The organism is Pseudomonas sp. NFPP02 (assembly GCF_900119355.1).
Taxonomy (GTDB): domain Bacteria; phylum Pseudomonadota; class Gammaproteobacteria; order Pseudomonadales; family Pseudomonadaceae; genus Aquipseudomonas; species Aquipseudomonas paracarnis.
On the sequence record NZ_FPJI01000019.1, the window covers coordinates 14,946 to 38,022 of the forward strand.

Here is a 23,077-nt window from a genome sequence, read left to right on the forward strand (position 1 = left end):
GGCGCGTATGTGGCAAATCATGCTTCGCATACGCAGCGTATGTCAATCACTTAGCCAAGAGACGCCCATGAGCCGAGCCCGAGCTGAAATGATCGAAGACACCCGCGCCCGCCTGATAGCGAGCGCGCGCCGGGCCTTCGCCACCCAAGGCTATGCCAATACCTCGATGGATGACTTCACTGCCCGCGCCGGCCTGACGCGCGGTGCGCTGTATCACCACTTTGGTGACAAAAAAGGGCTGCTGGCGGCGGTGGTCGCTCAACTCGACAGCGAGATGGACGCGCGCTTGCAACGCATCTCGGAGCAGGCCGTAGAGCCTTGGAGTGGTTTTTGCGAGCGCTGCCGGGCTTATCTGCGCATGGCCCAGGACCCGGAAATCCAGCGCATTGTATTGCAGGATGCACCGGCGGTACTGGGCGACACCGGCTCCCAACAACACTGCGTGGAGTCCTTGCGTCAATTGCTGGAGGCCCTGATGCAAGCGGGCCTGATGCCTACGGCACCCAGCCACGCACTGGCGCAGTTGATCAACGGCAGCCTGGTCAATACCGCGTTGTGGATTGCCCGGGATGAACACCCGGGCACACGACTGGAGGAAGGCTTGCAAGGCCTGGAGCTGCTCCTGCAGGGGCTGAGCCTCACACCAACCGTTTGATCTGCTTATGCCGCCACACCAGGCGGTAATAGGCGATCTGCAACACCAGCATCGCCAGGTAGGTCACCGGAAATGCCATCCACACTCCTTCCAATCCGAAGTGGGCGTTGAACAGATAGGCCATTGGCAGTTCCACGCCAAGCACGCAGAAGATCGAGATCGCCACCGGCATCAGCACCACGCCGCTGGCGCGCATGATGCCGCCGATCACCGCCTGGAAGCCGAATACCAGAATGCTCCAGAGCATGATGTGCAGCAGGTGTTCGGCCCGTACCCGTGCGCTGTCGTCGGTGATGAACAGGCCCAGCAACCAGTGGGACAGCCCATAGCCGAGCACGATCAAGCCACCGGTGAGGCACAGGTTGATCACAAGCCCCGTGCGCAGGATCGGCCCGATACGCTCCAGGCGCCCGGCGCCAATCGCCTGGGCGCCGAGGATCGAGGCGGTGATGGCAATCGACAGCGCCGGGAACTGCACATAGTTGACGATCTGCGTCACCGCGCCATAGGCCGCCGTGGCCTGGGAACCGTGGCCGTTGACCAGGGCCAGGATGACCAGCTCCGACAGCGATAGCACCACCATCTGCAAGCCCGTCGGCAGGCCGATGCGCAGGACTTTGCCGAGGACGACGCGGTCCAGGCGCAAGGCGGCAAGCAGCTCGCGGTCTGGCGCCATCACGTGGTTTTTGTGGCGCAGGCGCAGGACCAGAAACAGCATCGCCAAAGCGTTACCCACCAGCCCGGCATACACCGCACTCTGGATGCCCATGGGCGGCAGGCCGATCCAGCCGCGAATCAGCGCAGGCGTCAGCAGCAAGCCCACCAGGGTTGAGACCATCAATGCCAGCAACGGCGAAATCGTGTCGCTGACCCCACGCAACAGTTGGGTATAGAGGATGAACACCAGCAGCAACGGCATGATCAACATCATCATCTGGGCGTAGCCCACGGCATCGTCGAGCACATCCACCGGCGTGCCCAACGCCTGCAATGCCGGGCGCGCGAACAGGCTGCCCAGCACAGCGGCCACCAGGCCCACCAACGCGCCCAGGGTCAGGGTGGCACCGGTAATCACCTTGACCATTCCGGTCTCCTGGGCGCCCCATGCCTGGCCGATCAACACCGAGGCGCCCGCCCCCAGGCCGATCACCAGGGCGATAAAGAAAAACACGATGGGAAACATCCCCGACACCGCGGCCAATGCCTGGGTGCCCAGCATCTGGCCAACGTAAATGCCGTTGAGGGTGCCGGAAAAGCTTTGCAGGAAATTGGACAGCACCATCGGTGCCAGGAACAACAGGTAGATTTGCCACAGCGGACGTTGCAAAGGGTTTTGCATGAAAAACGGGGCCTCGAATCACGAAAGCGTCTCAGGGTTATACCGTAACTGGATCCAATATGCTGTTGTGAAGGCCCGTGTTAACCCCCAAAGGTCTGCGACGGCCTGCGCAACGTCGGGTCAAACGGATTGAGCCGCGGCCCGATGGCCGCCGCCTCGCGCTTCAACAACTCCACCACCATCGGCAAGCGGCTCGGCCCCAGGCGGTCGCTGATGGTCGCCACGCTCAACGCCGCGACCGCATACCCGTCGCGGTTGAGGATGGGCACCGCCAGCCCTGCCATGCCTTCCAGCACACCGGTGTTGCGTGCCGCATAACCCAGCTTGCGCACGTTCTCCACTTCGGAGCGCAACAGCACTTCGTCGTACAGGTGGAAGTCCTTGAGCCGTGGCAGGTTGTAGCGGATTACCGTCTCGCGCTCTTCTTCCGGCAGAAACGCCAGGATCGCCAGGCTGCCCTGCCCCACACCCAAGGCCACGCGCCCACCGATATCGCCGGTGAAGGTACGGATCGGATACGGCCCCTCGCTGCGGTCCAGGCAAATGGCGTCGAAGCCGCTGCGCGCCAGCAAGAACAGCGAGTCCCCCAGCGAAGCGCTCAGGCGCAACAGGCTGGGGCGCACCAGGTCGCGCAGGTTGCCGGTCTTGCCCGCGTTGGCCGCCAACGCGAAAAACTCCAGGCTCAGGCGATAGCGCTTGCTGCGTGCATCCTGCTCAACCATGCCTTCGTCCATCAGGCTGCGCAGCAGACGATGGGTGGTGGGCTGGGACAAGCCCACCTGTTGGGCGAGCTGGGTGACCCGCTCGCCGCCCTCGGGTACCTGCCCAAGGGTTCGCAGCACAGCAAACAACCGGGAGACGCTGCCCGCACCAACTTCTTTGCCGCCGTCATTTCGCTCAGTGGAATCCATAACATCTAATCTCGTTAATAATTCTGATCAATGAATAAATCGCAAAATAGTAGTCCGTTGAGTGAAATTTCAGCTTCCGCCCATCCTAGTCTCCGTCCTAATCTGCGTCCACAGGGGCGAAATGAACAACAACCGGCAGCCGACTTGAGATCGAGCGCCAACGCACCGGCACCGCACTTTTCGCATCTGCCCAAAACAAGAAAGCGCGTTTAGACGCGACTGAATAAAGGTGGAACGCAAACATGGCATTTCTCCAACTCAAAGCCTTGAGCAAACGCTATGGCGCCGTCGATGCGGTGGTCGCCACTGATCTGGCGGTGGAACAAGGCGAGTTCGTTTCCCTGCTCGGCCCTTCAGGCTGTGGCAAGACCACCACCCTACAAATGATCGCCGGTTTCGTCGACGTGAGCGGCGGCCAGATCCTGCTCGACGGTCGCGACATTACCCACGCCAAGCCCGCCAGCCGTGGCCTGGGCGTGGTGTTCCAGAGCTACGCGCTGTTCCCGCATATGAGTGTGCGCGACAACGTGGCCTTCGGCCTGAAGATGCGCAAGGTGCCTGCGGCCGATATCGCCACCCGCGTCAATACCGTGCTGGAGCTGGTGCGCCTGGCCCAACATGCGCAACGCTACCCTCGTGAGCTGTCCGGCGGCCAGCGCCAGCGCGTGGCCCTGGCCCGTGCGCTAGTGATCGAACCGCCGGTGTTGTTGCTCGATGAGCCGCTATCCAACCTCGACGCCAACCTGCGCGAAGAGATGCAATTTGAAATCCGTCGTATCCAGTGCGCGGTGGGCATCACCACCCTGATGGTCACCCATGACCAGGCCGAAGCCCTGTCCATCAGCGACCGCGTGGTGGTAATGCAGGCCGGGCGTGTGACTCAGATCGATGCGCCGTACAAGCTCTATGAGCACCCGCGCACGCGGTTTATCTCAGACTTCGTCGGCAAGGCCAACCTGCTGGCTGGCGACTACGACGCGCTCGGCGCCCCCCAAGTACGCCACGACGGCAGCGCAGGCAAGCTGACCCTGAGCCTGCGCCCGGAAAAAATCCAACTGGTGGACCCTGGCACCGGGCGCGTGCAAGGCAAAGTGCTGGACCGCTACTTTTTCGGCAGCCAATGGCTGTACCGCGTCCAGACCGCCCTGGGCGAAATCACCGTGGTGCGCAGTAACGACGGCAGCGCACCTTTGGCTAGCGGCGCGGCAGTGGGCCTGCAATGGCAGGCCGATTTGCTGCGGGTACTGGCCGCCGATGAGGTGCACCCATGAGTCGCGGTTACCTGCTCTCGCTGCCAGCGCTGGTGCTGTTTGCCGGGCTGCTGATCGTGCCGCTGGGCTTGACCCTGGTGCTGTCGTTCAATGTGTTCGACTACCAAGTAGGCGTAAAGGCCGATGAGTGGACCCTGGCCCATTACTGGGCGCTGTTGAGCGACGCCTACTTCTACGAGATTTTCTGGCGCACGTTCTGGATCAGTGCCCTGGTGACGCTACTGTGCGTGGTGATCGGCGTGCCGGAGGCTTACATCCTCAGCCGCATGGGCACGCCGTGGCGCTCGATTTTCCTGATAGTGATCCTCACACCTCTGCTGATTTCAGTGGTGGTACGTGCGTTTGGCTGGAGCCTGCTGCTCGGCGCCGACGGCCTGGTCAACCAGGTGATCCAGGCCCTCGGCGGGCGCCCGATGAAGCTTCTCTATACGCCGTTCGCCGTGATCATTGCCTTGGTGCACGTGATGCTGCCGTTCATGATCATCCCGGTGTGGACCTCCCTGCAAAAGCTCGATCCGTCGGCCGAACAGGCGGCGTTGTCCCTGGGCGCCAGCCAAGTCACGGTGATGCGCAAGATCGTGCTGCCCCAAGTGATGCCCGGTGTGCTGTCCGGCACCTTGATCGTGTTCGGCCTGGCCGCCAGTTCCTTTGCGATCCCCGGCCTGCTGGGCGGGCGGCGCCTGAAGATGGTCGCCACCGTGGTGTACGACCAGTACCTCTCGGAACTCAACTGGCCCATGGGCGCGACCCTCGCGGTGGCGCTGCTGTTGGTCAATCTGCTGATCATGCTGAGCTGGAACCGCATGGTCGAAGGCCGCTACAAAAAGTCCCTGGGGGTTTAAGCACATGTCCAGAAACGGTCCTTTGGCCCTCGGTTTTCATGCGGTGGTGGTGCTGTTCATGATGGCGCCGCTGGTGGTGGTGTGCCTGGTGGCGTTCACGCCAGAGAACACTTTGAGCCTGCCCACGTCGGGCTTCTCCCTGCGCTGGTTTCGCGCAGTGTTCGAACGCGCTGACTTTATCCAGGCGTTCTACAACAGCCTGATCCTGGCCTTCACCGCCGCCACCCTGGCGACCCTGATTGCGGTGCCGGCGGCCCTGGCGATCAGTCGCTATTCGTTCCCGGGGCGCAATTTCTTCAGCGCGCTGTTCCTGTCGCCCATCATCATTCCGCACTTGGTGCTGGGGGTGGCCATGCTGCGCCTGTTTGCGCTGATGGGCGTAAACGGCAGCTTTACCTGGCTGATGCTTGCGCACGTGGTGATCATCACCCCCTACGTGTTGCGCCTGGTATTGGCGGCGGCCATCGGCATTGATCGCAGTGCCGAGCAGGCCGCCGAATCACTCGGGGCCGGGCGCTTTACGCTGTTCCGGCAGATCACCCTGCCAATGATTTTGCCTGGCGTGGCCGGTGGGTGGTTGCTGGCGTTCATCAACAGTTTCGATGAAGTGACCCTGTCGATTTTCGTCAGCTCGCCGGCCACGCAAACCTTGCCGGTGCGCATGTATGTGTACGCCACCGAGTCCATCGACCCGATGATGGCGGCCGTGTCGGCGCTGGTCATCGCACTGACGGCAGCGACCATGATTGTGCTCGACCGGGTCTACGGCCTGGACCGCGTGCTGGTGGGGAAACACTGATGGCCTTGTTCAAGCGACTGAGCGAAACCCAACGCCCTGCCCTGGCCTTCACCCTCGACGGCCAACCCGCCACGGGGTTGCTCGGCGACACCCTGCTGACCGCCATGCTGACCTGTGCCGAGCACCTGCGCGGCAGCGATTTCAGTGCCGAGCGCCGCGCCGGGTTTTGCCTGATGGGCGCGTGCCAGGATTGTTGGGTGCGGCTGGCCGACGGGCGGCGGGTGCGCGCCTGTTCGACCCTGCTTGAAGACGGCCAGGCGATCAGCCGTGACCCGGGGCGCCAGCCATGAAGCCGGTGGTGATTGTGGGTGCAGGCCCGGCGGGGATCAGCGCGGCGCGCACGTTGCTCGACCATGGCATTACACCTTGCCTGGTGGATGAGAGCCCGCGCGGTGGCGGGCAGATTTATCGGCGCCAACCTCCAGGGTTTCAACGCACTGCCAGGCAGATCTACGGGTTTGAAGCGCGCAAGGCCCAAGCCGTGCACCGCACCATGGATGAATTGGCAGCCTTGATCGACTATCGGCCCGATACCTTGGTATGGAATGCCGAGGACGGTCGCCTGGACATGCTCAATAACGGGCGCGCCGACAGCCTCGAATACGCGCAGGTGATAGTCGCCACCGGCGCCACCGACCGCATCCTGCCTGTGCCGGGCTGGACATTGCCCGGTGTCTACAGCCTGGGCGCGGCGCAAATCGCCTTGAAGTACCAAGGTTGCGCGATTGGCGAACGCGTGGTGTTTTGTGGCTCCGGGCCGTTGCTCTATTTAGTCGCTTACCAATACGCAAGGGCCGGTGCCAAGGTGCTGGCGGTGCTCGACAGTGCGCCGCTGAGCGCCCAATGCCGGGCCTTGCCGGCGCTGCTCAGGCAACCGGCGACCCTGGCCAAGGGCATGTATTACCGCGCCTGGCTGACCGCCCACGGGATTCCCGTGTATCAGGGCGCAATGCTCAAGCAGATCGACGGCGACCAACGGGTACGTGGTATTCGCTGGGGCGAACAGATCTTGCCCTGCGATGCGGTGGCCTTCGCCCACGCCCTGCGCAGCGAAACGCAATTGGCCGATCTGCTCGGCTGTGAGTTTGCCTGGAGCCGCCTCAACCGCGCTTGGTTGCCGCAACGCGACAGCGCCGGGCGCAGCAGTGTCGACACGGTGTACCTGGCGGGCGACGGCGCCGGGATCATGGGCGCCGATGCCGCGCAAATGGCCGGCGAATGTGCCGCGCTGGCGTTGCTGGAAGATACCGGCGTCGCGGTCGACCCGCACCGCCGGGCTACACTGGAGCGGCAGTTGGCGCGTATCCAGCGCTTTCGCCAGGGCCTGGAAACCGCGTTCCCCTTCCCCGAGCACTGGGCCGCGCAGGCGCCGGACGAACTGGTCGTGTGCCGCTGCGAAGAGGTGAGCGTCGGCGAGGTGCGCGCCGTGGTGGATGAAGGCCACTGGGAAATCAACCGGGTCAAAGCCCATTGCCGCGTCGGCATGGGCCGCTGCCAAGGGCGGATGTGCGGGTTGGCGGCGGCGGAAATCGTGGCAGAGCGCAGCGGCCGCGACCTCCCACAGATCGGGCGCTTGCGTGGCCAAGCGCCGATCAAGCCGCTGCCGTTTGGCGTGCAGGTGCAGCCATGATCGACGTCATCGTCTTGGGGGGTGGCATCGTCGGGGCTTCGGCGGCCTTGGTGCTCGCGCAAAAAGGCCAGCGGGTGGCACTGGTAGAACGGGATTTTTGTGGCTCGCACTCAAGCGGCGTCAATTACGGCGGCGTGCGGCGCCAGGGGCGGCCCTTGCATCAGTTACCGTTGTCCCAGCGCGCTCACCAACTGTGGGCCGACCTGCCTGGGTTGATTGGTATTGAGGGTGAATACGTGCGCTGCGGGCATTTGAAGCTGGCGCGCAGCCCCGGGGATTTTGCCGCACTGCAAGCCTACGCCGATCAGACCCGTGGCTTTGGCCTGGGATTGCAGCTGTTGGACCGCAGCGAGTTGCGCAAGCGTTTTCCCTGGGTGGGCGACGTGACAGTGGGCGCCTCGTTGTGCCCGGATGATGGGCATGCCAACCCGCGACTGGTGTCCCCAGCCTTTGCCCGTGCCGCCCAACGCCATGGCGCTGCGGTGTACGAGCAAGCCGAGGTGATCCGCATCGCGCACGACAGCCGACTGTTCCAGGTGCACTGCGCCAACGGCCTGCACTTGCAAGCGCCCTGGCTGCTCAACTGCGCCGGCGCCTGGGCTGGCAAGGTCGCCGCGCAATTGGGCGAGCCGGTGCCGATTATCTCGGCGCACCCGGCAATGCTGGTCACCGAGCCGCTGCGGGGAGTGATGACCGTCAGCACCGGCGTCGAGGGCGGCGGCATCTATGCCCGGCAAGTCGCCCGTGGAAACTGCATCCTCGGCGGCGGGCGCGGCTTTGCCCTCGGCCCACAGCAAGCCCGGCCGGGCCAGGCGGCGGTGCTGGAGATCCTGCGCAATGCCGGCGAACTCTACCCGTTTCTCCAGGGAGCCCAGGCCATTCGCACCTGGAGCGGCACCGAAGGTTACCTGCCCGACCACGAACCGGTGATCGGCCCCAGCAGTACCCAACCCGGCCTGCTCCACGGCTTCGGCTTTGCCGGCGCCGGGTTCCAGCTCGGTCCCGCGGTTGGTGAAGCCCTGGCAGAGATCGTCTGCGAAGGCGCCAGCCGCCAACCCATCGAAGCGTTTTCCATCCGTCGTTTCCAAGCCTGAGAGGAAAAAACCCATGCAATCACGTCTCGCGTTGTCCTGCTTGTCCCTCGCCTTGCTCACCGGCACGGCCCATGCCGCCACCACGCTGTACCTGGGGATGAACGGCGGTACCATGGAACGGGTGTACGCCGACAAGGTGCTGCCCGCCTTCGAAAAGGCCAATAACGCCAAGGTCGTGATCGTACCCGGCACCTCATCGGACATTCTTGCCAAGGTCCAGGCCAACCAGGCCAACCCGCAGATGCATGTGATGTTCCTCGACGACGGCATCATGTACCGCGCCATCTCCATGGGCCTGTGCGACAAGCTCGCGCCGAGCCCGCCACTGGAACAGATCCCGGCCAAGGCCCGAATCAAGGACGAAGCCGTGGCCGTGACCCTGGGCGTCACCGGTCTGGGCTACAACGCCAAGATGTTCAAAGACAAAGGCTGGGCCGCGCCCACCTCATGGATGGACCTGGCCGACCCGCGCTTCAAGGACAAAGTGGTGTTCCAGTCCCTGGCCTCCTCCACCTTCGGCCTGCATGGTTTCCTGATGTTCAACCGCATCCAGGGTGGCGATGAAACCAATGTGGAACCGGGTTTCAAGGCCTGGCCTACGACCGTGGGCCCCAACGTGCTGGAATACATCGCCAGCTCCGCGAAGATCTCCGAGATGGTGCAAACCGACGAGGCCGCGATCTTCCCCCTGACCCCGACCCAAGTCGCCACGCAAAAGCTGCTCGGCATACCGATGGAGTACGCGCAGCCCAAAGAAGGTGCCGTGGTGCTCAACGTGGCCGAATGCGTGATCGCCCGCAATGACCAGCCGGAACTGGCGCAGAAGCTCGCAGCGTTCTTGCTGACCGCCGAGGCCCAGGCGCCGGCGTTGGAAGAAGGTGACCAGATCCCGTCGAACCCGACCACACCCACCACCGACAAAACCCGCGCGCGGGTGGAGGCCATGCAGAGTTATCTGCAAACCGCCATTTCGATTGATTGGGACCAGGTCAACCAGGCACGGCCGCAGTGGAATGCGCGGTGGAGTCGGTCGATTGAGCGTTGAGGCTCAGCCCTGCGCAATCAGGGCCAGTTCTTCGCGGGTGCGACTGACGTGTGCACCGGCCTTGAGCAATTCGTCGACAGCCCGTACACCGCCCTCCTCGCTGATGCCTCGGCACGCCGGCAAATGCAGGATCACTTGCAAGCCGGCCTTTAGCAATTGCAACGCGGTAGTCTTGACGCAATAGTCCAGCGCCAGGCCGCCGACGATCACGCGTGCCACGCCGTGGGCATTGAGGTACTCGATGACGCCGGTGGACAGTTTGTCGTGCAGGTCGTGGTAACAGGCGCCGTAGGGGTGCAGGTCGGGCTCGACACCTTTCCAGATGAAGTAGTCGTAGTCATAGGGCGTGGGCAACTCATCGAGCAGGGTGAACCCTTCGGTACCCGGCACACAGTGGCTGACCCAGGTCACATCGGCATGGGCCAGGCCGGTGGGTTGCAGCATCTCGCTGTGCTGCGCAACCACCCAGGGTGCGTGGGGGGTGTGGGCGTCCTTGCTGCCGATGCGGTGGCCGGCGAGACTGGCCATGTAATTGAGTTCGGCACCAATGCCGTCGCCACCGGCCACTGGCAACTCGTTGGGACACAAGGGCGTGAAGCTCTTCTGGGCGTCGACGTCAAATGAAGCGATGGCGGCTTTCGAAAGGCTCATGGTCGTTCTCGGGTGGTCTGCACGTACGACCGCCTCCGGGCGAGCGTAGAAATCTTGAAGTATGGGACAGTTTACTGCGGGGATCGATGCGTTGCTGACTTACCCTATTCTCAAGCACGCTGAAGTTCAAAGGTGGGAGCTGGCTCGCCTGCAATGACGGGAGTGAATCCACCAACGCTATCGCAGGCAAGCCAGCTCCCACAGTTGGGTCAGCGTTAACTGCTAGTTCAGCCAATTGCCGCCATCAACGTTATAGGTCTGGGCCACCACATAGTCGGCGTCCGTCGACGCCAGGAAGATCGCCATGCCAGCCAGGTCTTCAGCTGTGCCCATCCGCCCAAACGGCACCTCATCCCCTACGCGCTTTTTCTTCTCGCCAGGCGCCAGCCCTTCATGCCTGGCGAACAGCGCATCCACCCCATCCCAATGCTCGCCGTCCACCACACCGGGGGCGATGGCATTGACGTTGATGCCCTGCTTGATCAGGTTCAAGCCCGCCGATTGCGTCAGGCTGATCACCGCCGCCTTGGTCGCGCAATAGACCGCCACCAACGGCTCGCCCCGCCGCCCGGCCTGGCTGGCCATGTTGATGATCTTGCCGCCATGCCCTTGGTTGATCATCTGTCGGGCTGCGGCCTGCAGGGTGAACAGGGTGCCGGCGACGTTGATCGAGAACAGTCGTTCAAAGCTGTCGCGGGTGATGTCGACGATGGGCGCCAGGTCGAACAGTGCGGCGTTGTTGATCAGGATATCGAGCTTGCCGGCGTGGCTCACCACCGTGGCGATCGCCGCGTCGATGGAGGCTTGGTCGGTGACATCCATCGACACCGCGTAAGCCTTGGGCCCCAGTTCGGCGGCGGTGGCCTGGGCCTGCTGCAGGTTGATGTCGGCGATGGCCACGGTGGCGCCTTCAGCGATGTAGGCCTGGGCGAACGCACGGCCAATGCCTCGCGCCGATCCAGTGATCAGCGCGCTTTTGCCTTCGAGTCGTTTCATGGGGGGTCCTGTAAAGGTTATTGCCGGTAGCCGGTGAACACCGCCGAGAACAGCTTGCCGACCTTTGTTGTGGAGCCTCGATTACAGCAGCTTGACCTGCCGCCTCACAAACGGCTGGCGAATGCGAGGCTGATACTTTTTTAACCTGAGGCACAGGATCAAAAAAGTATCAGCCTCAGGCGAAACCAGGGCTAGCGCAGCGATTGCCAGTGCGGGTATTTTGGGAAAATTGCACCGCCACAAGAGGCAGCACCATGCCCGTCAGCCCCGCCACCCTGTTCGAGCATCGCCCTGCCGAGCTTGAGGTGATCCTGACCGAACCGGAACATGGTTTTCGCTGGTTCGAACATGACTATCCCTATGAACTGGCACGCTGGAACCACCACCCTGAATTCGAAATCCACCTGATCCGCCAAGGCAGCGGCAAGCTGGTGGCGGGCGACTATATCGGTGCATTCAGCGCCGGGCACGTCGCGCTGATCGGCCCTGGCCTGCCCCACGACTGGATCGGTGACCTGGCCCCGGGCGAATACCTGCACGGGCGTGATGTGGTGCTGCAATTCGACGGCGCCGCCCTGCTCGCTCTGCGCACCACCCTGCCTGAGCTCGGTGATTTACAGTCACTGTTTGCACGGGCGCGACGGGGCATCGAATTCACCGGCGAGACCGCAACGAGCGCGGCACGGCTGATGGAGGCCATCGGCTGCGCCCATGGGCTGCAACGCCTGGCCCTGTTCCTGCAATTGCTCGACACCCTGAAGAACGCACCGCCTGCACAGGCCAATACCCTGGCCAGCCCGTGCTATGCACCGACGCTGGATGCGCGCAGCGCCGAACGTATCAACAAGGCGCTTGACTACCTGATGCGGGAACTGACCGGCGATGTACGCCTGTCGGACATCGCCCGGCAACTGGACATGAGCGAACCCGGCTTTTCGCGGTTTTTCAAGCGCAACACCGGCCACGGCTTTATCGACCTGATGCGCAAGTTCCGCGTGCAGCGTGCCTGCCGCTTGCTGTTGCACAGCCAAATGTCAGTGGCGGACATCTGCTTTGAGGTGGGCTACGCCAACCTGTCGAATTTCAATCGCCACTTTCGTATCGAAATGCACCAGACGCCGAGTGAGTACCGGCGGCAGGCCGCACTTCAATTATTCACGCCGGTTACCCATCACCCGCCGCCTTACTCGCCCGCCCCTTGAGCCAGTGCCTGCTGTGCCAGACGGGCAACCTGCAACTCAATCATGGCACGCTCGCGCTCCTGGTCTTCCAGAAACCAGGCGGCAGACAACCCGGCATGAGCCACCACCCATTGCAACAAACGCGGACGTGAGAGGCCGGCCGCCAGGGCGATAACCCCAACCTGGCGGCGGAAACGCAGTGGATCGCTACTGGTCGGCAAGTCCGGATTGCAGATCAGATTAGCGTAATCGTAACCGCGCTCGCCCATCACCCGCTTTGGATCGATCGCCAGCCAGCCACGAGGGCCAAAGTCGAGGATATTGTCGTGATGGCAATCACCGTGCAGTACCACAACCTCCTGTTGCGCAGCCAGCAATGTCCGGGCCGTCGCCGCGCAGTCGCGTAAGGCACCGCCCTCCTGTTCGGCGGCGTGCCACAAGGATCTGAACCACTCATCCAGCCCAACCAACCCTTCGGGCGGCGACACACGAGGCGCATGCAGCCGGGCCAGGGTTGCGCAGGCGATCTGGCTGGCTTCGTCGTCCTGACCATTGAGGGCCATGCGCATCAAGGAACCTGGGCCCGTGGCGCGTTCCATTAACACTGCAGTGTGGTCATGGGCGAACACCCGTGCCGCACCGTCACCGGCCCACCAACTCAGCAGGCGGCCGCCGAGTTTTTCCTCAGGGGTATGAGCAATTTTCAACATCGCCGGCACGCCCTTCCAGCGGACCGGCAACAGGTGGCTGCCGGGTGTGACGATAGGCTCTCCATCGGCACTCAGCTCCCAGGCACGCAGGTAGTGTTCGAACATCAGATTCCTCCACAGGGGTGACGCATCAGGATGACAGAAATCCCACTGTTTTCCTGACCAAAGCGTCGGCTAATTGCTCTTTTTTCTAGATAGTTCAAGCCATTGACCCAAGTTGGTACAACCTGTGCAAACGTTTGCGGAACGAACTTGACCGCCAAGTTCACTCCTCCCCGTCTAATCGGGTTTAAACCGCGTAAGAATAAGGACTTTCAATGCACCCCACCTCAAAGCCTCGTGCTGGTCTTGGCGTTTCGTTGCTACTGGCTGCCGTTACGGGAGTACTCAGTGCACCCATTTTGGCGCAGGAAAAGCCCGTGGATGACTCAGCACAGGGCGAAACCCTCAGCCCTGAAGCCAACCCCCCGGCGAAAAAAGGCGTGTATCTGTCCGAGTGGTTTAACCAGGACCTCACGCTGATTGGCAGCAAAGACATCAGTTTCGGCCCCAAGCCTCAAGATGACGTCTACCTGGAATACGAGTACTTCGGGCGCAAGGGCCCCTTTGAGTTGTACGGCTATATCGATGTGCCGAAGATCCTCACCATCGGTAACAGTAATGACAAAGGTGTGTGGGACCATGGCTCGCCGGTGTTCATGGAGCATGAACCGCGGATCTCCATCGACTACCTCGCAGGACGCAGCCTGGCAATTGGCCCATTCAAGGAATGGTATGTGGCCTTTGACTGGATCTACGACCACGGCAGCCGCAAGGAAAACCGCGCCAACACCCTGTACAGCGGCCTGGGCACCGATATCGACACCCACTCGCGAGTCAACCTGTCGGCCAATTTCTACGGGCGCTACCAGTGGGAAAACTACGGTGCCAGCAATGAGTACTCCTGGGACGGCTACCGAGCGCAGATGAAGTACATCGTGCCCATCGGCAAGTTCGACAACGGCGCCTCGCTGACCTACATCGGTTTCACCAACTACGATTTCGGCTCGGACCTGCACAAGGACAACCCGGCGCGCACCGCCAACTCCCTGGTGGCCACCAACGTATTGCTGTACTCGTTTACCCACCTGCGCTTTACCCTGGTCGGCCGTTACTTTCACAACGGCGGCAACTGGGAGGATGGCAGCGAGTTGAATTTCGGCGAAGGCAACTTCCGCGCACGCTCAGACGGCTGGGGTTACTACGCTGGCGTGGGCTATCAATTCTGATCAAGGAGCTTTAGATGAACGCATTGACCCGTGTCTCGCTGGCCGTCGGCCTGGCCCTATTGCCTCACGTGGTGCTGGCGGATAACCCGCCACCGATCAAACCCAAGGTGATGCTGATCACCATGTTCGCCCCCGAGGCGCAAACCTGGATCGACCGCCTCGAACTTAAACAAGAGGTACGCGTTCCGGGCTTGTCCGCCGAATATCCCGTGATTCGCTGCAACACCCAAGACGTGTGCCTGCTGGTAACCGGCATGGGCCAGACCAACGCTGCCGCGTCTACCCTGGCCCTGGCCTTGTCGCCCAAGTTCGACCTGCGCCAGAGTTACTTCCTGATCGCCGGAATCGCCGGTATCAGCCCCAAGCACGGCACCATCGGCACCGCCGCCTGGGCTCATTACCTGGTGGAGTTCGGCACGCAGTGGGAGCTAGATTCACGGGATGCACCCAAGGACTGGCCGACGGGCTATATCGGGATCAACACCAAGGGGCCCAACGAAAAACCACCGTTGGACTACAAGACCGAAGTGTTTGAGCTCAACCAAAAGCTGCAAGCCAAGGCGTTTGCCTTGTCGCACAAGGTGGAGCTGACAGAAAGCACAGAGTCCGCCGCCTGGCGCAAACACTACCCCGCCGCCCCGGCCAACCAGCCGCCGCAAGTCACCCGCTGCGACACCCTGGCGGGCAACACCTGGTTTTCCGGTACCCGGTTGAGCGAACGTGCCGAAGTCTGGACCAAGTTGCTCACCGACAACAAAGGCGAATACTGCACCACCCAACAGGAAGACAACTCCACCTACGAAGCGCTGCTGCGCGCCAGCCGCGAAGGCTTGGTGGATATCCAGCGCCTGGCCGTGGTGCGCGCAGGTTCCGACTTTGACCGGCCTTACCCTGGCTACAGCGAAGTGGACAACCTGCTCAAGTATGCGGACCAGGGTGGGTTTGTACCGGCGCTGGAAAACCTGTACCGCACGGGCAACCCGTTGGTCCAAGCGATTGTGAAGAACTGGTCGGCGTGGGAAAAAGGCGTTCCCGAAGCCGAATAAAGATCAACACTGTGGGAGCGGGCTTGCTGTGGCGAGCAAGCTTGCTTGCGCTGGGGTGCGTAGCGCCCCCAAAAAAGCCGGCTCCAGCTGCGCTATCGAGCGGGAGCAAGCTCCCTCGCCACAGCAAGCCCGCTCCCACATTTCTATCCATCAGGGCAGGAAGATGATTTTGTCTGGGCTGCCGTTGTTCACTTCTGCATAGCACTGAACACCCTCCGCCAACGCCACTTCACGCAACCCTGTAGGCAGCGGCAACAGGCCTTCATCAAAGAAGCGCCCAAACGCCTCCAGCATCACCGCGCATTGTTCGCAGCTATAGAGCAAAGAGTTGATCCCAACCACCGACCCGCCCTTACGGTACAGCGCCAGGGCCGGTAACTGCACATGGCCGTCAACGGGTGCGGCGATGATGGCGATGCGGCCGAACGGTGCCAGCCCCGCCACCGCGGCAGGCAGCCAGAAACCGGTAGTGTCAAAGATCACGTCGGCGCCGCCCTTGAACACGGCCTGCACTTGCGCGCCCAATTCCTCCGGCTTGCCCAAGGCAATCGCCTCCAGCCCTTGGGCCTGCAACATCTCGAGCTGATCGGCCTTGCGCACGGCCGCCAATACCTGCGCACCGCGTATCTTCGCCAGCGCCAACGCCGCACTGCCGACCGCGCCGTTGGCGCCGACCACCAGCAAGCGCGTGCCCTTGCCAACGCCGCTGCGCTCCAGGGCATCCCAGGCGGTGGTATAGGGCACACCGAGGCTGGCCGCCTGGGCAAAGCTCAAGTGCGTAGGTTTGTACGCCACGCCCTTGGCTGACACGCGCAGGTATTGGGCATGGGAACCGTCAGCGAAAAAACCCAGGTCACGACCGGTGCCCCAGACCTCCTGGCCGAGCAATGCCTGCGGGCCTTCCACCACCACGCCTGCGAAGTCACGCCCAGGGATGCGTGGCAGCGTGGTGTAGGGGAAACGGCCAAGCACGTTTTTGACGTCGCTGGGGTTCAGGCCCGCCGCGTTGACCTTGACCAGCACTTCGCCGGCAGACGGTACCGGCATGGGCACCTCCACTAGGCGCAGGTGGGCGAGGTCGCCGGTGTCGGTAAATTGCAGTGCGTTCATAGAGGGCATCCGTGGAAGGAAAAAGGGATCAGGACAACCAACCACTGACCAACTGCCGCGCCATGGGCCAGAGCTTTTCGCCGAGCAGCATGCCCATCAGGCCGACCAGTGCGATAGCGGGCGGTGCAGGCGAGCGGAAGTCCAGCGCGCCGTAGATCACGCCGACAAACAGGCCGATGGCCAAGGAAATCAAATAGCTCATGAACGCTGCGCCCGGTTGATTGATGGGCTCAGTCTAGGGCGCGTCTACCGTGGGTATCGGCCAAGTGCTTCAGGATTTCGGCCAACCCCTGTACTGCGACGGCGATACTCCCAGTTCACGTCGGAACATGTCACTGAAGCTACTGGGCGAATAGCCCAGGGTGCGCGCTATGCCGCTCACCGAATGGCCCTGGATCAACTCCGCCGCCGCCGTAGCCAACTGCACCTGACGGCGCCACTGGGCAAACCCCATGCCCAGGTGCTGCTGGAACAACCGCGCCAGGGTGCGCACGCTGGCGCCCGCGGCCTCGGCGTGCTGCTCGAACGGGATGTCCAGGGAGGGCGACGTCATGACGGCCTGGCACGCATTGATCAGCCGACGATCAGCCGCCACCGGCATGGCGATGCGAATAGGCGAGCGCCGTGCGCGTTGCAACTCCAACAGGGCCAGGCCTACGACAGCCTCGTAATAGGCCGCATCACCGTGATCACCCTGCTCGACCAAGGTCACGATCAACTCACGCAACAAGCGGCCCACTTCGATGACCTGCACCTGGCTGTCCAGCGTCGCCGCCAACGCCGGGCGCAGGTAGATATTGCGCATCTGCAAATCGGAGACCACGCGGATCCCGTGCTCCACCCCCGGTGGCAACCACACCGCACGCTGGGGCGGCACTACCAGGGCTTCGCGGGGCGTCTCGACCCACATCACTCCGCTCATGGCGTAGAGCAACTGGCCCCAATCGTGACTGTGCGGCTCTACGTACAACCCACGCGGGTAGGTACGCGCCAACGGCTGCACGGGAACGGCGTGATCACTGAGGTCGGGGGGCGCGGCCAGGGCCATTGCGGGTACACATCAATCGGGTCGGGTGACCATGGTAAAGACTGGTCGCCGGCAAGCGTACTGTTTTTACTCATCCTGCAGGCACCGGGTGGCCGGGCCTGCAGGTCAATCCTGTCAACCGTGGGCTGACTTGGCGCATTCGCAACCCGTCGCCGCCGCGCAGGGTTCACCATGAGCATGGTGCTCGGCACAGCCCTGGCAGCAATAGCCCTTGCCGTCTTTCATTATTGCGTCAGCGCCCAATACACATTTGCAGTGAGGGCAAGCACAGGTTTGATCTGGCATGGTCAGACTCCTTTTTCATGGTCGTCCGATGCGGCGAGCGCCGCACCTTAAGCAGTGACCCTGGGCAAGCAAGCATGGTTCAGCGCCGTCAGTCGGCCCGGCGGCTATTACTGCGGTACATGAACACCAACGCCAGGGCAAGCAATAGCATGGCGAGGATACGGCTGCCCGACAGCTCGATCGCCGGGTTGCCCAGCCAGCCAAAGTTGTCGATCAGCATGCCCATGCCCAGTTGCCCGACAATCACCGCCACCGTGGCGACGGCTGTGCCGACCACAGGCACCGCGCCGACCATCACCATCATGTACACCACGCCAAACAGGGCACCGGTCAATTGCCACTTTGGCACCTCCAGCAGGCTGACGGCCTGGGCCGGTTCGAAGAAAAATATCAACAGCGCCGTGGTCAGCGCGCCCACCGCGAAGGTCAACAGACTGCTGCGCAATACCCCCACCGTCTGGCCCAGACGCCCATTGATAGCGGCCTGCACACTCAGCACCGCCCCCGCTGCAATCACCACCACCAACAACATAAACAGATTCATCGTCTTAACCTCGTGCAATCAGAACCAGAGCCGCCACAATCAACGCCAACGCGATCCAGCGCTCGCCATTGACCCGTTTGCGCGCCGTGCCGAACCAGCCGAAGTGGTCGATCAACACACTCTTGCCCACCTGGCCCGAGAGGATCGCGATCATGGTCATCGCGATGCCAATGTGCGGTGTGGCCAGGGTCAACACCACCACGTACATCGGCCCCAGAAACCCGCCGATCAGCTGCCAGCGTGGCAGTTGCGTGAATGCTGGACCCTTTTGCGGGCCGCTGAACAGCAGCAGTAAAAACAGAATCGCCGTGCCAACGCCAAAGATGCTCAACGTCGCCCACAAATGCCCGACCTGCGCGCCCAATGGCCCGAGCAACCCGGCCTCCACCGACAGGCCCATGCCCGCCAGAATCACCAACGGCAACAGCAGCAGCCGTAAAAGGTTATTGCTCGGCCTGGCCTGCGCCAGGCCTTCGGTAGAACGTGCCTGCATACATCACCCGTGTATCAAGAAAGGAAAAACATGGCGCGCATTATCCGGTGGCCGTACTGTGCGATAAATGGGAGTATGCGGACAACACCTTTGCGCAAAACGCACAGCCTGGAGAGACGATGCAGGGCTTGAATGAACTGAGTTTCAAGGCGCTACGCCTGTTTGTGGCCGTGCTGGACCAGGGCAGCTTTTCCGAAGTGGCCCGCCGCGAAAGCCTGGCGCCCTCCTCCATTTCGCGGCAGATTCAACTGATGGAACAGGCCGTCGGCCAGCAATTGCTCTACCGCCATACGCGTGCCGTCAGCCCCACCGAAGCTGGCCGCCTGCTGGGCCGTCACGCACGCTTGCTACTCGAGCAGTTGGAGACGGCTAACCAGGCCCTGCAGGAGCAAGACAGCGAACCCAGCGGTCTGGTGCGCATCAACGCGCCCATGGCGTTCGGCCAGCGTCACCTTTCACCCTGGCTGGGAGGGCTGTGCCGGCGCTACCCGAAGCTGCAACTGGATATCCAGCAGACCGACACCTTCGTCGACCCGCTGCAAGACGGCACCGACCTGCTGTTTCGTATCGGCGTGCTCAATGACTCGGGCATGCAGGCGCGCATCTTCGCGCCGCAACGCTTTCGCATCGCAGCCAGCCCCGCCTACCTGGCCCAGCATGGCACGCCGCGCCACCCCGACGAACTGGCCCACCACCACTGCCTGGCCTACAAAGGCATCACCGGTCAGCAGCGCTGGTTCTTCCGCCGCGGCCAAGGCGATTGGACCCCCTATAGCGTCAGCGGCCCCATCACTGGCAACCACGCCGACACACTCACCCACGCCGCCGAACAAGGCCTGGGCCTGGTGGTGTTTCCGTCCTGGCTGATTGGCGAAAGCCTGCGCGCCGGCACCTTGCAGGCGGTGCTGAGTGAGTATGAGGTCGCGACAACCCTGGAGCCCCAACAGATCGCCGCATTGTGGCCGGGCAGCCGCAGGCTCTCATTGAAGGTGCGCACGGTGATCGACTATTTCGTGGAGTGTTTTGGAACGGTGCCGTATTGGGATCGGTGAGTGTGACCGCCCCCTGACGGAGCGCAAACTGTTCGAAGGCGGTGTTGAGAAAACGAGCACATGACTCAACCCTGGCTCAGAACAACCACTGCCCGATCAACCACGCATTCGCCCCACTGATCACCGCGAACAAAAACCACGCCAGCAGCCGCGTGGGCAGCCGGTTGACGAATGGCCCCATCAATTGCTTGTCGCCAGTCATGCGGATCAGCGGGTACAGCGCAAAGGGCAACTGCAGGCTCAGGACCACCTGGCTGAGAATCAGCAGCTTGCCGATGGCATCATCACCCATCAGCCATACGCCCAGAAACGCCGGGATCAGCGCCAGCCCACGGGTAATCAGGCGGCGCTGCCAGCAGGGTATGCGCAGGTTGAGGTAACCCTCCATGATCACTTGGCCGGCAATGGTGCCGGTAAAGGTCGAACTCTGACCCGAAGCCAGCAAGGCGATACCGAACAGAATGCTGGCGAAAGCACCGCCGACCAAGGGATCAAGCAGGTGATAGGCGTCCTGGATCTCCACCACATCGGTATGGCCGGTCTTGTAGAAGGCTGCAGCCGCCAGCACCAGGATGGCGCCGTTGACCAACAGCGCCAAGGCCAGGGAGCCGATGGTGTCGATACGCGCCAGCTTGACCGCGTCCTGTTTGCTCGCCAGGTCCTTGCCGATCAGGCGGGTCTGCACGATGGAGGTGTGCAGGTAGAGGTTATGAGGCATGACCGTCGCGCCGAGAATACCGATGGCCAAGTACAACGGCGCCGCATCGCTGATAGCCGACAGTGACGGAGTGAAGCCACTGAGCACGTCGGGCCAGTAGGGTTTGATCAGCACCAGTTCGATGAAAAAACACACGCCGATGGTGGCGACCAGCGCCAGCATGATCGCTTCCAGGCGGCGAAAACCACGATTTTGCAGGGCCAGGATCAACAGCGTATCGAAGGCAGTGATGACAATACCAGTGGTCAGCGACACGCCCAGCAACAGGTGAAACGCCAGGGCGCAGCCGAGCACTTCGGCAAGGTCTGTGGCGATGATGGAGATTTCCGCCAACACCCACTGGGTACGAGCAGAGCGCTGGCTGTAGCGCTCACGGCACAGTTGCGCCAGGTCCTTGCCAGTGGCGATACCCAGCCGTGAACACAGGCACTGCACCGCCATCCCCGCCAGGCTGGCCAGCAGCACCACAAACAACAGGCTGTAGCCGTAGCGTGAACCGGCTTCAATGGCCGTTGCCCAGTTGCCGGGGTCCATGTAGCCGATGGAGATCAACAGGCCGGGGCCAGCGAACATCAGCACCCGTTTAAAAAACGAGGCCTTGGGATCAACAGCGACAGAGCCGGCCACTTCCGGCGGGCAGAACGGGGCGGTAGCGATTTTCGGCAGGCTGAATTTCACGCGGTATTCCAGGCAAATACACAAGACTTGGGCAGCAGCTTATCAGTCGGACGCGACCGTGCGCATCACCGTGTCTCGCGGCAGGTCAAACGCTTCCACCACTTGCACCACCAGCTCCAGTTCCTGGTTAAGCGCCTCGCGCTCCATGCGCTGGCGAATCACGCCGATCACCAGTACCGCCAGGGTGGTGATCGAATATGCCGGGCCGGAAAACGCTCGCACCCCGCTGACCAGCAACATCGCCGCAGCCAGCGCCTGGCCCACCACCGGAATCGCCGTGGCCGCACCACGCCGTAGGATAAACCCGGTCAGCCCGGCCAACGCCGTGCCGCTCAAGGCGGTGGTGGCCGAACGCCCCAGATCGAAACGGTTGAACAGCCCCTGCTCTTTCTGTGCAGCCGCCTTGAGCTCGGCCTCGAACGCCTGGCGATCAGCGCGACTGAGTTTGTCCTTATATTGCTCGATCAGTGTTTCTGCGACCTGCCCTTCGATCTCTGCCAGCGCCACGTGTTCAAGTGGTTGGTCGAACTTGATGCCCAGGCGTTGCGCCACATCTTCGGCAATCTGGCGATAGCCCACGCCATGGCCACGGGCCAGGTTCATAAAGCTATCACCGCCCATGCGCTGCAATTCGATGGCCAGTTTCAACGGCTCGCGCACACTGGCATCAATCGCGGCACTGCGCTTTTGCGCCATCAGTTCAGCAAGAAACTTCAGCTCCTCCGGCCGCGCTTGCACCAATGCCGGGTACAGGTCCACGTCCGCTTCGGCAAAACGCACTTCACTGCTGCGCGAGTCCACACGGATCATGCCGCGCCGCTCCTGCAGCAAATCGGTGTACTGCACCACCGTCTTCAACTGCGGCCAATAGGCGGCATGATCGAAGCTGGCCAGGTGCACATTGGTGACCTTGGACTTGAGCGCGGGCGTTACGTCAATCGCATAGCGGCCAATGCAACGCTCGGTGTCGGGTTTCATGGCCAGCGCCCAGTCCTTGCTGGAGTGGCAGTTGATCAACCGCCCCTTGAGCGGCGCCGACACATCGTCCCAGGGGCTCGATGTACAAATCGCCCCGCCCATCAACAACAGGTTATCGAGCGGCAGTTCGCGAGCAATCTCGGGGCTGGCCAGCAAGCTCTTGACCAGGATACGCGCGCCCAGGGAGTGGCCGATCAGGTTGATGCGCCGTACCGGCAGCGACTGGTCGTGCAGGTAGCCGGCCAGCTCTGGCAATAACGTCTTGGCCACTTCATCGACCCGTGCCTCGACACTTTTGTAATGGTCGAGAAAATAGGCAATGGCCTTGCCCACGCCCACCGTCGCCGCGCCCAGGCCGCCACCGCCGAGCAGCGAGGCGAGCACGTCCTTGAACGGTGCAAACAGGTTTTCCAGAAAATGCCCCGCCGGCCAGAACAACATCAGGTTGGTCGACCCTTCGATACCGGCCAGTTGCTCCTTGAAACTGCCCAGTTGCTGACGGTTGAAGAATGCCGAATAACCGTGAACATAGAGATTGAGCACATCCCCCTGGGGCTCGCCACACAAGACGAACGTGGGTTTGCGGGTGCGGTGCATTTCATCCCACTGGTGTTGCATGGGGCGGTGACTCCTGGCGGAAGGGATGGCGATAGTAACAAACAGAGCCGACAAGGAAGGTGAATCCTGACCAGCGTTCGCCACGCTCAGGACAATTGGAATAGCCTGAATCTGG

General features: G+C 62.4%; 25 protein-coding genes. 12 read left to right on the forward strand and 13 right to left on the reverse strand.

The features are described from left to right. Positions 1–67: 67 nt before the first annotated feature. Positions 68–655, forward strand: coding sequence for a TetR/AcrR family transcriptional regulator (locus BT204_RS25060; protein WP_054918657.1), 588 nt, complete (start codon positions 68–70; stop codon positions 653–655). Here the strand turns inward: BT204_RS25060 and BT204_RS25065 are convergent. Both BT204_RS25065 and BT204_RS25070 read right to left on the reverse strand, forming a co-directional pair. Then, entirely contained in the window at positions 639–1,994 is a 1,356-nt protein-coding gene (locus BT204_RS25065; protein ID WP_034127331.1) for an MATE family efflux transporter, read from the reverse strand. The genes BT204_RS25060 and BT204_RS25065 overlap by 17 nt on opposite strands. A gap of 80 nt (positions 1,995–2,074) precedes the next feature. Continuing rightward, a complete protein-coding gene (locus BT204_RS25070) occupies positions 2,075–2,905 on the reverse strand; it encodes an IclR family transcriptional regulator (protein ID WP_034127330.1) in 831 nt (276 codons plus the stop codon). A gap of 242 nt (positions 2,906–3,147) precedes the next feature. Here BT204_RS25070 and BT204_RS25075 point away from each other — a divergent pair, with 242 nt between their 5' ends. The 7 genes from BT204_RS25075 to BT204_RS25105 are packed head-to-tail and all read left to right on the forward strand — an operon-like array spanning position 3,148 to position 9,586. Then, complete coding sequence (locus BT204_RS25075; protein ID WP_034127329.1) at positions 3,148–4,176, forward strand: ABC transporter ATP-binding protein; 1,029 nt, start codon at positions 3,148–3,150, stop codon at positions 4,174–4,176. Beyond that, positions 4,173–5,018, forward strand: coding sequence for an ABC transporter permease (locus BT204_RS25080; RefSeq protein WP_034127328.1), 846 nt, complete (start codon positions 4,173–4,175; stop codon positions 5,016–5,018). The genes BT204_RS25075 and BT204_RS25080 overlap by 4 nt, the downstream gene beginning before the upstream one ends. A 4-nt stretch (positions 5,019–5,022) precedes the next feature. Beyond that, positions 5,023–5,817, forward strand: a complete 795-nt coding sequence (locus tag BT204_RS25085; RefSeq protein ID WP_003191953.1) for an ABC transporter permease — start codon at positions 5,023–5,025, stop codon at positions 5,815–5,817. After that, positions 5,817–6,107 (forward strand): (2Fe-2S)-binding protein, encoded by a 291-nt coding sequence (locus BT204_RS25090; protein ID WP_014718832.1) that lies wholly within the window; start codon positions 5,817–5,819, stop codon positions 6,105–6,107. The genes BT204_RS25085 and BT204_RS25090 overlap by 1 nt, the downstream gene beginning before the upstream one ends. Continuing rightward, positions 6,104–7,447: an FAD-dependent oxidoreductase gene (locus tag BT204_RS25095; protein WP_072448628.1), complete on the forward strand. Its 1,344-nt coding sequence runs from the start codon at positions 6,104–6,106 to the stop codon at positions 7,445–7,447. Before BT204_RS25090 ends, BT204_RS25095 begins: the two co-directional genes overlap by 4 nt. Beyond that, positions 7,444–8,541, forward strand: coding sequence for an NAD(P)/FAD-dependent oxidoreductase (locus BT204_RS25100; RefSeq protein WP_072448630.1), 1,098 nt, complete (start codon positions 7,444–7,446; stop codon positions 8,539–8,541). The genes BT204_RS25095 and BT204_RS25100 overlap by 4 nt, the downstream gene beginning before the upstream one ends. A 13-nt stretch (positions 8,542–8,554) precedes the next feature. Next, complete coding sequence (locus tag BT204_RS25105) at positions 8,555–9,586, forward strand: ABC transporter substrate-binding protein (RefSeq protein WP_072448632.1); 1,032 nt, start codon at positions 8,555–8,557, stop codon at positions 9,584–9,586. A gap of 3 nt (positions 9,587–9,589) precedes the next feature. Here BT204_RS25105 and BT204_RS25110 read toward each other — a convergent pair whose 3' ends face one another. Together BT204_RS25110 and BT204_RS25115 are read right to left on the reverse strand one after the other, a co-directional pair. After that, the gene (locus BT204_RS25110; RefSeq protein WP_072448634.1) at positions 9,590–10,237 is read right to left on the reverse strand and encodes a nicotinamidase; all 648 of its coding nucleotides are present in this window, start codon (positions 10,235–10,237) and stop codon (positions 9,590–9,592) included. Between the two features lie 222 nt (positions 10,238–10,459). After that, entirely contained in the window at positions 10,460–11,233 is a 774-nt protein-coding gene (locus BT204_RS25115) for an L-iditol 2-dehydrogenase (protein ID WP_054918665.1), read from the reverse strand. A 254-nt stretch (positions 11,234–11,487) separates the two neighbouring features. Here BT204_RS25115 and BT204_RS25120 point away from each other — a divergent pair, with 254 nt between their 5' ends. After that, a complete protein-coding gene (locus BT204_RS25120; RefSeq protein ID WP_054918667.1) occupies positions 11,488–12,435 on the forward strand; it encodes an AraC family transcriptional regulator in 948 nt (315 codons plus the stop codon). Here the strand turns inward: BT204_RS25120 and BT204_RS25125 are convergent. After that, on the reverse strand, positions 12,417–13,229 hold the full coding sequence (locus tag BT204_RS25125) for an aminoglycoside phosphotransferase family protein (protein ID WP_034127320.1): 813 nt from the start codon (positions 13,227–13,229) through the stop codon (positions 12,417–12,419). The two genes, BT204_RS25120 and BT204_RS25125, sit on opposite strands and share 19 nt — an antisense overlap. A gap of 212 nt (positions 13,230–13,441) precedes the next feature. On the opposite strand from BT204_RS25125, the gene BT204_RS25130 reads away from it, so the two are divergent. Then, positions 13,442–14,392: a nucleoside-specific channel-forming protein Tsx gene (locus BT204_RS25130; RefSeq protein WP_032872109.1), complete on the forward strand. Its 951-nt coding sequence runs from the start codon at positions 13,442–13,444 to the stop codon at positions 14,390–14,392. 14 nt (positions 14,393–14,406) lie between these two features. Further along, a complete protein-coding gene (locus BT204_RS25135) occupies positions 14,407–15,438 on the forward strand; it encodes a purine-nucleoside phosphorylase (protein WP_034127319.1) in 1,032 nt (343 codons plus the stop codon). Positions 15,439–15,588: 150 nt separating this feature from the next. On the opposite strand, the gene BT204_RS25140 is transcribed toward BT204_RS25135, so the two are convergent. The 6 genes from BT204_RS25140 to BT204_RS25165 form a co-directional block, all read right to left on the reverse strand. After that, entirely contained in the window at positions 15,589–16,548 is a 960-nt protein-coding gene (locus BT204_RS25140; RefSeq protein ID WP_054918674.1) for a quinone oxidoreductase family protein, read from the reverse strand. 28 nt (positions 16,549–16,576) lie between these two features. Continuing rightward, positions 16,577–16,750, reverse strand: a complete 174-nt coding sequence (locus BT204_RS25145) for a DUF1427 family protein (protein ID WP_014718843.1) — start codon at positions 16,748–16,750, stop codon at positions 16,577–16,579. A gap of 69 nt (positions 16,751–16,819) precedes the next feature. After that, positions 16,820–17,596: an AraC family transcriptional regulator gene (locus tag BT204_RS25150; RefSeq protein ID WP_072448636.1), complete on the reverse strand. Its 777-nt coding sequence runs from the start codon at positions 17,594–17,596 to the stop codon at positions 16,820–16,822. Positions 17,597–17,710: 114 nt separating this feature from the next. Then, positions 17,711–17,881, reverse strand: a complete 171-nt coding sequence (locus tag BT204_RS25155; protein WP_019816816.1) for a putative metallothionein — start codon at positions 17,879–17,881, stop codon at positions 17,711–17,713. An 88-nt stretch (positions 17,882–17,969) separates the two neighbouring features. Further along, positions 17,970–18,425 carry a DMT family transporter gene (locus tag BT204_RS25160; RefSeq protein ID WP_003191976.1) on the reverse strand — a complete coding sequence of 152 codons (456 nt, stop codon included), beginning with the start codon at positions 18,423–18,425 and terminating at the stop codon, positions 17,970–17,972. 4 nt (positions 18,426–18,429) lie between these two features. Next, positions 18,430–18,918 (reverse strand): DMT family transporter, encoded by a 489-nt coding sequence (locus tag BT204_RS25165; protein WP_014718846.1) that lies wholly within the window; start codon positions 18,916–18,918, stop codon positions 18,430–18,432. A gap of 119 nt (positions 18,919–19,037) precedes the next feature. On the opposite strand from BT204_RS25165, the gene BT204_RS25170 reads away from it, so the two are divergent. Beyond that, entirely contained in the window at positions 19,038–19,970 is a 933-nt protein-coding gene (locus tag BT204_RS25170) for a LysR family transcriptional regulator (protein ID WP_054918678.1), read from the forward strand. A gap of 76 nt (positions 19,971–20,046) precedes the next feature. On the opposite strand, the gene BT204_RS25175 is transcribed toward BT204_RS25170, so the two are convergent. Then, positions 20,047–21,366: an Nramp family divalent metal transporter gene (locus tag BT204_RS25175; RefSeq protein ID WP_072448638.1), complete on the reverse strand. Its 1,320-nt coding sequence runs from the start codon at positions 21,364–21,366 to the stop codon at positions 20,047–20,049. Between the two features lie 42 nt (positions 21,367–21,408). Continuing rightward, on the reverse strand, positions 21,409–22,962 hold the full coding sequence (locus BT204_RS25180) for a DUF726 domain-containing protein (protein ID WP_054897040.1): 1,554 nt from the start codon (positions 22,960–22,962) through the stop codon (positions 21,409–21,411). Positions 22,963–23,077 lie beyond the last annotated feature (115 nt).